Annotated in this window: 11 protein-coding genes and 1 pseudogene; 9 read left to right on the top strand and 3 right to left on the bottom strand. The window is 66.6% G+C overall.

The window, feature by feature from the left end; all coding sequences use genetic code 11:
• Positions 1-55: 55 nt before the first annotated feature.
• Together IE083_RS07810 and IE083_RS07805 are read right to left on the bottom strand one after the other, a co-directional pair.
• On the bottom strand, positions 56-2,473 hold the full coding sequence (locus IE083_RS07810) for a S8 family serine peptidase (RefSeq protein ID WP_189353052.1): 2,418 nt from the start codon (positions 2,471-2,473) through the stop codon (positions 56-58).
• 418 nt (positions 2,474-2,891) lie between these two features.
• A complete protein-coding gene (locus IE083_RS07805; RefSeq protein ID WP_189353051.1) occupies positions 2,892-3,215 on the bottom strand; it encodes a hypothetical protein in 324 nt (107 codons plus the stop codon).
• A gap of 260 nt (positions 3,216-3,475) precedes the next feature.
• On the opposite strand from IE083_RS07805, the gene IE083_RS07800 reads away from it, so the two are divergent.
• The gene (locus IE083_RS07800) at positions 3,476-3,802 is read left to right on the top strand and encodes a hypothetical protein (protein WP_189353050.1); all 327 of its coding nucleotides are present in this window, start codon (positions 3,476-3,478) and stop codon (positions 3,800-3,802) included.
• A gap of 220 nt (positions 3,803-4,022) precedes the next feature.
• Here the strand turns inward: IE083_RS07800 and IE083_RS07795 are convergent, their stop codons facing one another.
• Complete coding sequence (locus IE083_RS07795; protein ID WP_189353049.1) at positions 4,023-5,723, bottom strand: AMP-binding protein; 1,701 nt, start codon at positions 5,721-5,723, stop codon at positions 4,023-4,025.
• A 132-nt stretch (positions 5,724-5,855) separates the two neighbouring features.
• Here IE083_RS07795 and IE083_RS07790 point away from each other — a divergent pair, with 132 nt between their 5' ends.
• The 8 genes and pseudogenes from IE083_RS07790 (at position 5,856) to IE083_RS07765 (ending at position 13,558) form a co-directional block, all read left to right on the top strand.
• Positions 5,856-6,257, top strand: a complete 402-nt coding sequence (locus tag IE083_RS07790) for a MerR family transcriptional regulator (protein WP_189353048.1) — start codon at positions 5,856-5,858, stop codon at positions 6,255-6,257.
• 179 nt (positions 6,258-6,436) lie between these two features.
• Positions 6,437-7,606, top strand: a complete 1,170-nt coding sequence (locus IE083_RS07785; protein WP_189353047.1) for an isovaleryl-CoA dehydrogenase — start codon at positions 6,437-6,439, stop codon at positions 7,604-7,606.
• 126 nt (positions 7,607-7,732) lie between these two features.
• Positions 7,733-9,331, top strand: coding sequence for a carboxyl transferase domain-containing protein (locus IE083_RS07780; protein WP_189353046.1), 1,599 nt, complete (start codon positions 7,733-7,735; stop codon positions 9,329-9,331).
• 142 nt (positions 9,332-9,473) lie between these two features.
• On the top strand, positions 9,474-10,259 hold the full coding sequence (locus IE083_RS07775; RefSeq protein ID WP_189353045.1) for an enoyl-CoA hydratase/isomerase family protein: 786 nt from the start codon (positions 9,474-9,476) through the stop codon (positions 10,257-10,259).
• Positions 10,260-10,445: 186 nt separating this feature from the next.
• On the top strand, positions 10,446-10,577 hold the full coding sequence (locus IE083_RS15960) for a hypothetical protein (protein WP_268245123.1): 132 nt from the start codon (positions 10,446-10,448) through the stop codon (positions 10,575-10,577).
• Positions 10,567-11,904 (top strand): annotated as a pseudogene (locus IE083_RS07770) (acetyl-CoA carboxylase biotin carboxylase subunit); the annotation flags it as partial. The gene IE083_RS15960 and the pseudogene IE083_RS07770, both read left to right, overlap by 11 nt.
• A complete protein-coding gene (locus IE083_RS16085; protein ID WP_444545828.1) occupies positions 11,878-12,534 on the top strand; it encodes an acyl-CoA carboxylase biotin carboxyl carrier protein subunit in 657 nt (218 codons plus the stop codon). The pseudogene IE083_RS07770 and the gene IE083_RS16085, both read left to right, overlap by 27 nt.
• A 130-nt stretch (positions 12,535-12,664) precedes the next feature.
• Complete coding sequence (locus tag IE083_RS07765; RefSeq protein ID WP_189353043.1) at positions 12,665-13,558, top strand: hydroxymethylglutaryl-CoA lyase; 894 nt, start codon at positions 12,665-12,667, stop codon at positions 13,556-13,558.
• Positions 13,559-13,576: the final 18 nt, after the last annotated feature.

Below are 13,576 nucleotides of genomic sequence, written 5' to 3'. Positions count from 1 at the left end.
AACGACGAGCGTGGGCAGCATTGCGGCCAACCTTGCGGCAGTGCACTGTCCGCCGCTAGCGCACCACAAGATCCACGTATTGGCTATGGTTCAGGCTGCCGCCGCTGCCGGTGACCTGCAGGCGATGGCTGCCGACCGGTGTCGTCTTGCCAGTCTTGACGGTCAGCGTGGACGAGCCGGCACCGGCCACCGGATTGGGGCTGAAGCCAAAGGTGACGCCGGGCGGCAGCGCATTGAAAGGTGGCAGCGTACCGGAGAGCGTGAGCGTGACGGCGCCGCTAAAGCCGTTCAGCGGGCTGATGGTAGCGGTATAGCTGGCGCGGCCGCCGCGCTTCACCGTGCGGCTGGCCGGCGACACCGCCAGCGCAAAGTCGGCATTGGGCTCCGTCACCACCAGCGTGGCCGTGCTGCTGCGGCTCAGCCCGCCGCCGATGCCGCCGATCAGCAGCGGGTAGCTGCCGGCTGCGGTGTTGCTGCTGGTGCTCACGCTGAGGGTGGCCGTACCGGCGCCGCCGCTGAGCGGATCGGGGCTGAAGCTGCCGCTGGCACCAAGCGGCAGGCCGCTGACGCTGAGATCGACACTGCTGCCGAAGCCCCCGGTGGCGGTGACGGTGGTGGTGTAGCTGGTGCTGCCGCCGCTGACCACGCTGCGGCTGGCCGGGGTCGTGCTCAGCGAGAAATCGGGGCTGGCCACCGCGGCGACCAGCGGGCCGCGCGACAGGTCGAGTGCGAAGCTGCCGCCCTTGCCGTTGTTGACGTCATCGACGGCGCCCTTCACCTCAATGCGGTAGGTGCCGGCGACGGTCGGCATCGCGTGCAATGTTTCCTGTCGCCCGAGCGCCACCAGCGGCGCGCGCGGCGCCGCGCAGTCGCTGCCCTCGCCCATGCAGCCACTGGCCGACAGCAGCGTGCCGTCCGGCGCCAGCAGCCGGGCGTCGAGGTCCGGGTCCCACTGGTAGGCAAAGCAGAAACCGCCAAACTGCAGCACGCACAGCGGCTGGCCGACGATGGTCACCGTGGCCGCCAGCGGCTGGCCGAGATCCCCTTCTGCAAGATTGAAACTGTGGCTCCACACCTGGTTGTTGCCGACGCTGGCGTCCAGATGCACGGCGGTGGGCATCGCGGTGCGGACGCTGGCGGCGGCATTCTGCGCGCGGGCGACAAAAGCGTAGCCGTCGAGCAGGCCGGCGCCCCACTCGTTGTCCTTGCCGCTGGCGCCGCGATCCTGTGCGCTGCTCTCCAGCAGGCTGCGCAGCTGCGCCGGATTGCCCTTCAGCGCCGGGTTGGCCTCCAGCGCCAGCGCCACGGCACCGGCGACAAACGGCGTCGCCATCGAGGTGCCGCTATAGACCACGTAGTCGCCGACGCTGCCGGACTTGGCCGCGGCAATGCGGTGTCCCGGGGCGCACAGGTCTGGCTTGATGTAGCTGGTGCTGGCGCTCACCGTAATCGGGCCGCGGCTGGAAAACGCCGTCAGGTACACGCCGTCGGAATGGTTGGCCGCAGCCGGTGCCGCCGACCACTCGGCACAGGCGCCGACGGTGATCGCCCCCACCGCCGCGCCAGGCGAGCCGACGGTGCCGGGTTCGTCGCCGTCATTGCCGGCGGCCACCACCAGCACCTTGCCCGCCGCCACCGCGGCGTCCACCGCCAGGCTCATCGCATCCTTGCCATCGGCTGGCGGCAGCGCGGCCAGGCTCATGGAAATGACGTGCACCCCGGCCTGAGCGGCACACCACTGGATGCCGGCGACCACATTGCTTTCCGCCCCGCTGCCCTGCGCGTCGAGCACCTTGGCGGCGTACAGCGCCGCGCCGCTGGCCACGCCCTGCAACGCCGCGGCGGCCGATCCCCCGCTGCCGTCGCCGGCGGCGATGGCGGCGACATGGGTGCCGTGGCCGTTATCGTCGTAGGGTACGCTGCGCCCGGCGACATAGTCGATGAAAGCGGCCACCTTGCCGTTGTCCAGCTGCTCGTGCAGCGGATCGACGCCGGTGTCGACGATACAGATGCCGACATTGCGCCCGACCAGGCCGCTGGCCGCCAGCCCGCGCGCAGCCTCGATGCCGAAGTCGGCGCGCGCGGCGTCGAGCTGGGTGCGCACCGTGGCGTCTTCCTCGATACGCAGCAGGCCCGGCGCGTGCAACAGCCCGCGGATCTGCGCCGCGCTGAGGCGGCCGGCAAAACCGGGGATCAGCTTGAACTCATGGCGCGGCACGAAGTTGCCCAGCGTCTGGCGTGCGGCCGCCGCCTGCGCCGGCTGCCGGAAGGTGACCACCACGTCGAAGCGCGCGTCCGGCGCCGCCGTGGCCAGCTGCTGCTGCAGGCTGTCGCCGAGACCGTCGCCGTCGCGGTCCGCCAGTACCGCCGGCGGTGCCAGCAGTGGTGCCGCCGCTGTCGGCGCAAGCTTGGCCGCAGTGGCGAAACACGGCAACAGCAAGGCCAGGCAGCAAAGCAGGATGGAACGATGCATGGCATCCCCCTTCACGCCGGATCGCGGCCAGGCCGCAACGGCAGCCGCTCACCACGCCCAGTGCCAGTCACGCCACGGCCGGCGCCGCCACTCGCATGCGGTGGCGGCAGCCGGCACGGCGACCGGTTTTATTGCAACGGCGCGGCCGCTTGCCGCGCGCCAAGCCGACCTTTCCGGCAGAGCACGGCCGGAAAGGTCATCTCACCGTTATAGAAGGCCGCCGGCAAAATGCCCACACCGGCCGGCGGCGGGCATCGCGGCAGGATGACCCTGGCGCAGCAGGCCGCGACACGGAGAAGGCATGGATCAGACAAGTGCACGATGACAGGGCCGCGCTGGCCCGGCATGCAATCCGTGGCGGCGGCAGGATGGCGCCGAGGCGGTCACGTCCGCCCGCACCGGCACGCTGCGGCATCCCTCACGCCTCGTCGTCACCGCGCCGGAAACGCCGCAGCAAGGCCTGCCACTGCGCATCGCTGCCGCCTTCCGGCTGCTCCAGCCGCAGCAGCTGCAGGTGCAGCAGCAGGTTCTCCAGCACCAGATGCGCGGTGGACAGCAGGTAGACCAGCCGGCACTCCTCCGCCGAGGCACTGGCCTGCAGTTGCTGGTCGCGCTGCAGCAGGTCGCTCAGCACCAGCCGTCGCAGCTGCTCCTCGTCTACGGGCAGATCGGCAAAATCCAGCGGATCGCCCTGCTCCACTTCCTGCAGCAGCTGCAGCATTTCCTCCAGCCCCGGTTTCATGATTCACCCTCCCGGCCCCCTGTTCTTGAGTGTAGCCAGTAATGGTGCCGCGCGCGCCCGGCCGCACCGCCGGCACACCCTGACACAGCGCGCATTGCAGGATTGCGGCCAACCTTGGTCTGTCCCTTTCCCGCCCCGGGCCCACGGGCATCATCAGGCACAAGCCCGGAGACATGGCACCGCCACCGAACCAAACTGCGGCTATAAAGCACTATGGGTGCAGCATTGGTGCGCCCGAAACCGATACGGAGGCAGAGACCATGGGTGAGAAAATCAATGAACTGGTTGCCAGCTGGTGCAGCGGCACCGCCAGCGCCTATAGCTGTGACCTGCGCAGCTCCTCGGTACGCAATGTATCCGGTCCGGTGCCGGCGGCGCTGGTGCGCGATCTGGAGGCGCTGGCACACCTGCGACAGCGCGATCCTGCATGCATGATCGGCGATCTGCTCGCTGCCGCCATCTCCGATGCCATGGCTGCGCTACCGGACAACATACGTGCCCAAATGGAGCAGGATCGCCTCGCCACGGCGCGTGCCGAGGAGGAAGAACAGCGCGAGGTGCTGAGCTGGCACGTAGGGGGGACCTAGGCGCTGGTGGTCGCCGGCCGGCAGCTGGTGAGCGCCTGGCCGCAGCGTTTGCCACCCACCGATGCCAAGGCGCACCGGACACGAACCGGCACTCGCAACCGCGCCGCGCGCCGGTCGGCCGCTAGTGCTTGCGGCCAACGTTGGCCGCAAAAAAAGCCGTGGCGGTGGCGACACCGCGCACGGCTGTTGCTGCCCCGGCGCGCCGCAGGGCGCCGGCGCATCAGGCGGTCTTGTCTTCCTGCAGCCCCAGCTTGTCCTTCATCTGCTGGCGCATCATGAACTTCTGGATCTTGCCGGTGATGGTCATCGGAAAGGCGTCGACGAACTCGATGTAGCGCGGGATCTTGTAGTGCGCGATCTGACCGTCGCAGAAGGCGCGGATCTCTTCCACGGTGCAGCTTTCGCCGTCGCGCAGCCGGATCCATGCGCACAGCTCCTCGCCGTACTTGGCGTCCGGCACGCCGACCACCTGCACGTCCTGCACCTTGGGATGGCGATACAGGAATTCCTCAATCTCGCGCGGGTAGATGTTCTCGCCGCCGCGGATCACCATGTCCTTCACCCGGCCGACGATATTGCAGTAGCCGTCATCGTCCAGCACCGCCAGGTCGCCGGTGTGCATCCAGCCGGCGGCGTCGATCGCCTCGCGCGTCTTTTCCTCGTCGCCCCAGTAGCCGAGCATCACCGAATAGCCGCGGGTCAGCAGCTCGCCGGTTTCGCCGCGCGGCACGATGCGGCCCTCGACGTCGACGATCTTGACCTCCACGTGCGGGTGGATGCGGCCAACGGTGGACACCTTCTTTTCCACCGGAGTGTCGGTGTAGCTCTGGAAGCTGACCGGGCTGGTCTCGGTCATGCCGTAGGCGATGGTCACCTCGGCCATGTGCATCTGCGCCACCACCCGCTCCATCACCGAGATCGGACACGGGCTGCCGGCCATGATGCCGGTGCGCAGCGTGGACAGGTCGAACTCGGCGAAGCGCGGGTGATCCAGCACCGCGATGAACATGGTCGGCACGCCGTGCAGCGCGGTGCACTTCTCCTCCGCTACCGTCTGCAGCACCGCCAGCGGCTCGAACGCTTCCGACGGGAACACCATCGCCGCGCCGTGGGTGAGGCAGGCCAGCACGCCCAGCACCATGCCGAAGCAGTGGTACAGCGGCACCGGAATGCACAGGCGGTCGTGCTCGGTCAGGCGCATCGCCTCACCGACGAAAAAGCCGTTGTTGAGGATGTTGTGGTGGGTGAGCGTGGCGCCTTTCGGGCTGCCGGTGGTGCCGGAGGTGAACTGGATATTGATGGCGTCGTCGAACTGCAGCGCATCGCCGATTGCGGCCAACGTGGCGCGCTCGTCGGCCGTCGGCTCGGCCAGCAGGCTGTCGAAGTTCAGCATGCCCGGTGTGGCGTCCGCGCCCAGGCGGATCACCCAGCGCAGCGCGGGCAATTTGGCCGCCTGCAGTTCGCCCGGTTGGCTTACGGCCAGCTCCGGCGCCAGGTCGTTCACCATCGCCAGGTAGTCGCTGCTCTTGAAGCTCGGCGAGAGTACCAGCGCGCGGCAATCGACCTTGTTCAGCGCGTATTCCAGCTCGCTGCGGCGGTAGGCCGGGTTGATGTTGACCAGCACCAGCCCGGCCTTGGCGGTGGCGAACTGCATCAGCAGCCACTCGCTGTTGTTCTGTGACCAGATGCCGATGCGCTCGCCCGTCTGCAGCCCCAGCCGGCGCAGGCCGCAGGCGAGGCACGTTACCTGCTCCTGCAGCTGCGCATAATTCCAGCGCACGCCCTGGTGACGCACGATCAGCGCGTCGCGCCCGGCAAAGCGGCGGCAGGCGTCGTCAAAAAACTGGCCGATGGTCTGGCCGATCAGCGGCTTGTCACCGGTGCCGTGCACATAACTGGGTAGAGCGGACATCGACGTCATGGTGTGTTCTCCGTTGCATTGTGCTGTTATCGCTTTGCCGCTAACTTACTATTACGTTAACGTAATCTCAAGCCTTGTCGCGGCAAGGCCGGCAAAAAACGCTACAATCGCGCCAGACCAACAGGAACCATCATGAGCGAAGAACGCCTTTTCACCATTTCCGACCTGGCACGGGATTTCGACATCACCCTGCGCACCATCCGCTTCTACGAGGAACAGGGCCTGATCGAGCCGCAGCGCGAAGGCCGCCAGCGCCTGTTTACCCACCGCGACCGCGCGCGGCTGAAGCTGATCCTGCGCGGCAAGCGCATCGGCCTCGCGCTGTCGGAGATCCGCGAGATCCTGGACCTGTACGAGCTGGCGCGCGACGAGGCCAGCCAGTCGCTGAAGCTGCTGCAACTGTTGTCCGAGCGCAAGAAGCAGCTGGAAGAACAGCGCAACGACATCGACGCGGTACTGTCCGAGATCGTGGTGTTGGAAGGCCACTGCCGCCAGGTGATCGACACCATGACCGGCAAGGACGCCACAAACTGAGGCTTTCCCGCCATCCCGGTGGATGGTCTCGTCATTTCGTATTGACGTTAACGTAAGCGTAATTCAAGATTAAGTGATGCCGCAGCGCAGATGGCGCAATCGCCACCATCCGCTACAACACAGAGATAGCCGCCACGAGATGCCAACGGCACCGGGCAGTTCGCATAAAGGAGAGACACATGTACAGCAGCTTGCGCTTTGCCCACGGTGACACCTACGACATGCTGCGCGAAACGGTGCGCGACTTCGCCCAGAGCGAGATCGCGCCGCGCGCCGCCGACATCGACCGCGACAACCTGTTCCCGGCCGACCTGTGGAAGAAGTTCGGCGACCTGGGCCTCTTGGGCATCACCGTCAGCGAGGAATACGGCGGCGCCAACATGGGCTACCTCGCGCACATGATCGCGATGGAGGAAATCTCCCGCGCCAGCGCCTCGGTCGCCCTCTCCTACGGCGCGCACTCCAACCTGTGCGTGAACCAGATCTACAAGAATGGCAATGAAGAGCAGAAACGCAAGTATCTGCCCAAGCTGATCTCCGGCGAACACGTCGGCGCGCTGGCGATGTCCGAGCCGAACGCCGGCTCCGACGTGGTGAGCATGAAGCTGCGCGCCGACAAGGTGGCCGGCGGCTACCAGCTCAACGGCAGCAAGATGTGGATCACCAACGGCGGCGATGCCGACACGCTGGTGGTGTACGCCAAGACCGACGTGGGCGCCGGCGCGAAAGGCATCACCGCCTTCATCGTCGAGAAAGGCTTTGCCGGCTTCAGCCACGGCAGCAAGCTGGACAAGCTGGGCATGCGCGGCTCCAACACCTACCCGATCTTCTTCGACGACTGCTTCGTGCCTGCGGCCAACGTGCTGGGCGGCGAGGGCAACGGCGTCAAGGTGCTGATGAGCGGCCTCGACTTCGAGCGCGCGGTACTGTCCGCCGGTCCGCTGGGTATCATGCAGGGCTGCATGGACGTGGTGGTGCCGTACCTGAACGAGCGCCAGCAGTTCGGCCAGGCCATCGGCGACTTCCAGCTGATGCAGGGCAAACTGGCCGACATGTACGTGAAGCTGTCCGCCAGCCGCGCCTACGTCTACGCCGTCGGCCAGGCGCTGGACCGTGGCGAGTCGGGACGCCAGACGCGCAAGGACGCCGCCGGCGCCATCCTCTACGCCGCCGAGAACGCCACGCAGATGGCGCTGGACGCCATCCAGTGCCTGGGCGGCAACGGCTATATCAACGAATACCCCACCGGCCGCCTGCTGCGCGACGCCAAGCTGTACGAGATCGGCGCCGGCACCAGCGAAATCCGCCGCTGGCTGATCGGCCGCGAACTGATGGCCGAGACCCGCTAACCCTCTTTTCGCCACAGAATCCACGGAAAACACAGACTAAACCAGCCGTTCAAACCGCTGTTTTCTTGCTGTTCTTTTCCATGGTTTCTGTGGATTCTGTGGCAAAAACAAAAGGTCTTCCAGATCATGCCCATCATCGAATCCAAGCTCTCCCCCCGCGCCGCCGACTTTGCGGCCAACGCCGACAAGATGCGCGCGCTGGTGGCCGACCTGAAAGAGAAAGTCGCCCGCGCGGCGCTGGGTGGCGGCGACAAGGCCCGCGCCAAGCACGTCGCCCGCGGCAAGCTGCTGCCGCGCGAACGCATCGACCTGCTGCTGGACGCCGGCAGCCCGTTCCTGGAGCTGTCGCAACTGGCCGCCTACGGCATGTACGGCGACGACGCGCCCGGCGCCGGCGTCATCACCGGGGTTGGCCGCATCGCCGGCGTCGAGTGCCTGATCATCGCCAACGACGCCACCGTCAAGGGCGGCACCTACTACCCGCTGACGGTGAAGAAGCACCTGCGCGCGCAGGAGATCGCCGGCGACAACCGCCTGCCCTGCGTCTATCTGGTCGATTCCGGCGGCGCCTTCCTGCCGCTGCAGGACGAGGTGTTCCCCGATCGCGACCACTTCGGCCGCATCTTCTACAACCAGGCCAAGCTGTCTGCCGACGGCATCCCGCAGATCGCGGTGGTGATGGGCAGCTGCACCGCCGGCGGTGCCTATGTGCCGGCGATGAGCGACGAGACGGTGATCGTCAAGGACCAGGGCACCATCTTCCTCGGCGGTCCGCCGCTGGTGAAGGCGGCCACCGGCGAGGTGGTGACCGCGGAAGAGCTGGGCGGCGGCGACGTGCATACCCGGATTTCCGGCGTGGCCGACCACCTGGCGCAGAACGATGCCCATGCGCTGGCCATCGCCCGCCGCATCGTGTCCGACCTCAACTGGAAGAAACAGGGCGAGATGGACCGCGCCGAGCCGAAGCCACCGCGCTACGCCGCGGAGGAAATCTACGGCGTGATCCCGGCCGATCCGAAAAAGCCGTTCGACGTGCGCGAGATCATCGCCCGCCTGGTGGACGACTCCGACTTCGACGAATTCAAGCAGAACTACGGAACAACTCTCGTTACCGGCTTTGCCCGCCTGAACGGCTACCGCGTCGGCATCATCGCCAACAACGGCATCCTGTTCAGCGAATCCGCGCTCAAGGGCGCGCACTTCGTCGAGCTGTGCTGTCAGCGCGGCATCCCGCTGGTGTTCCTGCAGAACATCACCGGCTTCATGGTCGGCAAGAAGTACGAGAACGGCGGCATCGCCAAGGACGGCGCCAAGCTGGTGACCGCTGTGGCCTGCGCCAGCGTGCCCAAGTTCACGGTGCTGATCGGCGGCAGCTTCGGCGCCGGCAACTACGGCATGTGCGGCCGCGCCTACTCGCCGCGCTTCCTGTGGATGTGGCCGAACAGCCGCATCTCGGTAATGGGCGGCGAACAGGCCGCCGGCGTGCTGGCGCAGGTGAAGAAGGAACAACTGGGCGACGCCTTCACGCCAGAGCAGGAAGAAGCGCTGAAAGCGCCGGTGCGCGAACAGTACGAGCAGCAGGGCCACCCCTACTACGCCAGCGCACGGCTGTGGGACGACGGCGTGATCGACCCGGCACAGACGCGCGAGGTGTTGAGTCTGGCGCTGGAAGCCAGCCTGTCGGCACCGGTGGAGAAGACACGCTTTGGCGTGTTCCGGATGTGATTTTTGATTAGCCACAGAACCCACGGAAAACACGGACAAAAGCAATGAAAACCGCTGCCAAGCGGATGAATCCTCCTCTCAATAAAAGCATTTTTCTGTGTCCTTCTGTGGTTTCTGTGGCAAAGAAAAGAAAGGTTTTCCAATGACTTACAGCACTTTGGAAATCGAACGCGCCGGCCAGGTCGCCACCGTGTGGATGAACCGCCCGGAGCTGCACAACGCGATGAACGAGCACCTGATCGCCGATCTCACCGCCGCCTTCCGCACCCTGAACGAGGAGGCCGGCGTGCGCGTGATCGTGCTGGCCGGCCGCGGCAAGAGCTTCTCCGCCGGCGCCGATCTGGACTGGATGCGCCGCGCCGCCGGTTACAGCGAGGCGCAGAACCTCGACGACGCACGCAAGCTGGCGGCGATGCTGAAAGGCATCTACCGCAGCAAGAAGCCGGTGATCGCGCGCATCCACGGCGCGGCGATGGCCGGCGGCACCGGCCTGACCTCGGTGTGCGACATCGCCATCGCCACCGACGCCGCCAGATTCGCGCTGACCGAAGTACGGCTGGGCCTGATTCCGGCCACCATCGGTCCTTATGTCGCCGATGCCATCGGCTGGCGCCAGGCACGACGCTACTTCCTGACCGCCGAGCGCATCGATGCCGCCACCGCCGAGCGCATCGGTCTGGTGCACGAGGTGGTGCCGGCCGAGGCGCTGGATGCGCGCGTCGCCGAGGTGGCCGCCGAGCTGGTCCGTGGCGGCCCGCACGCGCTGAGCGCCGCCAAGGAATTGCTGGCCGACCTGCGCCAGGGCTCGCCGCTGGAGGACACGCTGCTGGACGACACCGCGCACACCATCGCCGCCACCCGCGTCACCGACGAGGCGCGCGAAGGCCTGGCTGCCTTCTTCGACAAGCGTCCACCCAGCTGGATTTGATCCCCCTTTAGCCACAGAAACCACAGAACAACACCGACATGAACCCGGTACCCAGTGAAGGCTTCTGTGTCTTCCGTGGGTTCTGTGGCAAAAAGTTGAAGAGATGCCATGCACGCCTACCCTACTCCTTGCGCCAGCCGCGCTGCGGCCAACCTTGAGCAGACCACTAGCCAGGTAACCAGCACCATGTTCACCAAGATTCTGATTGCCAACCGTGGCGACCAGCAGCCGCAAGGCTGCGCAGCTGCGCAGCAAAATCGCCTGGCGGCACGCATGTGCCGCGGCGGGTTCGCCACGGGAGACCACCATGTTCACTAAGATCCTCATCGCCAACCGTGGCGAAATCGCCTGCCGCGTGATCAAGACCGCCCGCGCCATGGGCGTGACCACCGTGGCGGTGTATTCCGATGCCGACGCCAGCGCCCGCTTCGTGAAGCTGGCCGACGAAGCCTACCGCCTGGGGCCGGCGCCGGCCGCCGAGTCCTATCTCAAGGCCGACCTGATCCTCGACATTGCCAAACAAAGCGGCGCGCAGGCGGTGCATCCGGGCTACGGCTTCCTGTCGGAGAACGAGGACTTCGCCGCCGCCTGCGAGGCCGCCGGCATCGCCTTCATCGGCCCGCCGGCTTCCGCCATCGCCGCCATGGGCAGCAAGTCCGCCGCCAAGGCGCTAATGGAAAAAGCCAAGGTGCCGCTGGTGCCGGGCTATCACGGCGACAATCAGGATGAACAGTTCCTGAAGGCCGAAGCCGACAAGATGGGCTACCCGGTGCTGATCAAGGCCAGCGCCGGCGGTGGCGGCAAGGGCATGCGCATCGTGGAGCGCAGCGACGACTTTATCGCCGCGCTGGCCAGCTGCCAGCGCGAGGCGCGCGCCAGCTTCGGCGACGACAAGGTGCTGGTGGAGAAATACCTGACCCGCCCGCGCCACGTGGAGATACAGGTCTTCGCCGACAGCCTGGGCGGCTGTGTCTACCTGTTCGAGCGCGACTGCTCGGTGCAGCGCCGCCACCAGAAAGTGCTGGAAGAAGCGCCGGCGCCGCACCTGCCGGCGGCAACCCGCCAGGCGATGGGCGAAGCGGCGGTAGCGGCCGCCCGCGCCGTCGGCTATGTCGGCGCCGGCACCGTGGAATTCATCATGGATGTGGAGTCGGGGCAGTTCTACTTCATGGAAATGAACACCCGCCTGCAGGTGGAGCATCCGGTTACCGAGATGATCACCGGCCAGGATCTGGTGGCGTGGCAGCTGAAAGTGGCCTGCGGCCAAGCTTTGCCGCTGCAACAGCCACAGCTGGCGATCCACGGCCACAGCATCGAGGCACGCATCTACGCCGAGGACCCGGACAAGGGTTTCCTGCCGGCTACCGGCACGCTGGTGCACCTGGTGCCGCCAGCGGAGTCCGCCCACGTGCGCGTCGATACCGGCGTACTGCAGGGCGATACCATTTCGCCGTTCTACGACCCGATGATCGCCAAGCTGATCGTGTGGGGCGAAACGCGCGAGGCGGCGCTGCAGCAGCTGGACGCCGCGCTGGCCGCCTACCAGGTGGTGGGCGTCACCACCAATATCCGCTTCCTGCGCCGCATTGCCGCCAACCCGGCGTTTGCCAGCGGCGACGTGGACACCGGCCTGATCGCCCGCTACCACGACAGCCTGCTGCCCGCCCCCGCCGCGCCGTCCAGCGAACAGCTGGCGCTGCTGGCGGTAGGCGAAACGTTGGCCGCAGCCAGCGGCGACGACCATGCCTTCGGCGCGCTGCAGGGCTGGCGCCTGAACGGCACGCAGGAACGCCGCATCGGCTTTACCCACGGCGAGGAGCGCTGCGACGTGCTGCTGCGTTACGACGGCAAGGGCTTTGTGCTCACCATCGGCGATGACACCTTCCACGCCAGCGCCAGCCTGCACGGCAACCGGCTTGCGGCCAACCTTGGCGGCAAGCAGTTGCAGGCCACGCTGGTGCGCCACGGCTTGCAGCGCGTGCTGTTTACCGGCGGCGAACGCATTGCCGTGGACTACCTCGATCCTTACGCCTATGAAGAAGCAGGCGTACACGGCGAAACCCACATGAAGGCGCCGATGCCGGGCCGCGTGGTGGCACTGCTGGCCGAAGCCGGCAAGCCGGTCGCCAAGGGCGAGCCGCTGCTGATCCTGGAAGCGATGAAGATGGAGCACACCATTACCGCGCCGGCCGACGGCAAGGTGCTGGCGTTCTACTTTGCCGCCGGCGAGCAGGTCAGCGACGGCGATGAGCTGGTGGATTTCGAGGCGGACTGATCGTTTTATTCGCCACAGAATCCACGGAAAACACAGAAAAAGCGTGACACCGACAGCACCGGCGGTAGTGGGGGCTCCCGGTTTTCTTTCTGTGTCTTCCGTGGATTCTGTGGCAAGAAAAGAGGTTCATATGACAAACGTCAAGATCGTCGAAGTCGGCCCGCGCGACGGGCTGCAGAACGAAAAACACACGGTCGCGCTGGCAACCAAGCTGGAGCTGATTGAAAGGTTGGCCGCAGCCGGCTTGCGCACCATCGAGGCCGGCGCCTTCGTGTCGCCCAAGTGGGTGCCGCAGATGGCGGACTCCGCCCAAGTACTGGCGGCGCTGGACCTGAATGCCGGCATCGACTACCCGGTACTGGTGCCCAACGACAAGGGGCTGGATGCGGCACTGGCAGCCGGCGTGCGCGAGATCGCGGTGTTCGGCGCCGCCAGCGAGGCGTTCAGCCAGAAGAACATCAACGCCAGCATCGCCGAGAGCCTGCAGCGCTTCGAATCGGTGATGAAGCGCGCGCTGGCCGCAGGCATCAAGGTGCGCGGCTATGTGTCCTGCGTGCTGGGCTGCCCGTACGAAGGCGACATCGCCCCGTACAAGGTGGCCGAGGTGGCGCGCGCGCTGTACGGCATGGGCTGCTATGAAATCTCGCTGGGCGACACCATCGGCGTGGGCACCCCCAACAAGGTCACCGCGATGCTGGATGCGGTGAGCGAGGTGGTGCCGGTAGCCCGGCTGGCCGGCCATTTCCACGACACCTACGGCATGGCCATCGCCAATATCCACACCGCGCTGCAGGCCGGCGTGCGCACCTTCGACAGCTCGGTGGCCGGGCTGGGCGGCTGCCCGTATGCCAAGGGCGCCTCCGGCAATGTGGCCACCGAAGACGTGGTCTATCTGCTGCACGGCCTGGGTTATCACACCGGGGTGGATCTGGAGCAGCTGGCCGATACCGCCTGGTTCATTGCCGAGGCACTGGTGCGCGAGCCGGGCTCCAAGTATGCCAAGGCGCGCGGCCTGCGCAGCTGAGTCCTTGCCGTTCATGCG

The sequence above is a fragment of the Vogesella fluminis genome (genome assembly GCF_014652335.1).
GTDB lineage: Bacteria > Pseudomonadota > Gammaproteobacteria > Burkholderiales > Chromobacteriaceae > Vogesella > Vogesella fluminis.
Note: the sequence above shows the minus strand (reverse complement) of the source record. Positions and strands in the feature narration are given on the sequence as shown.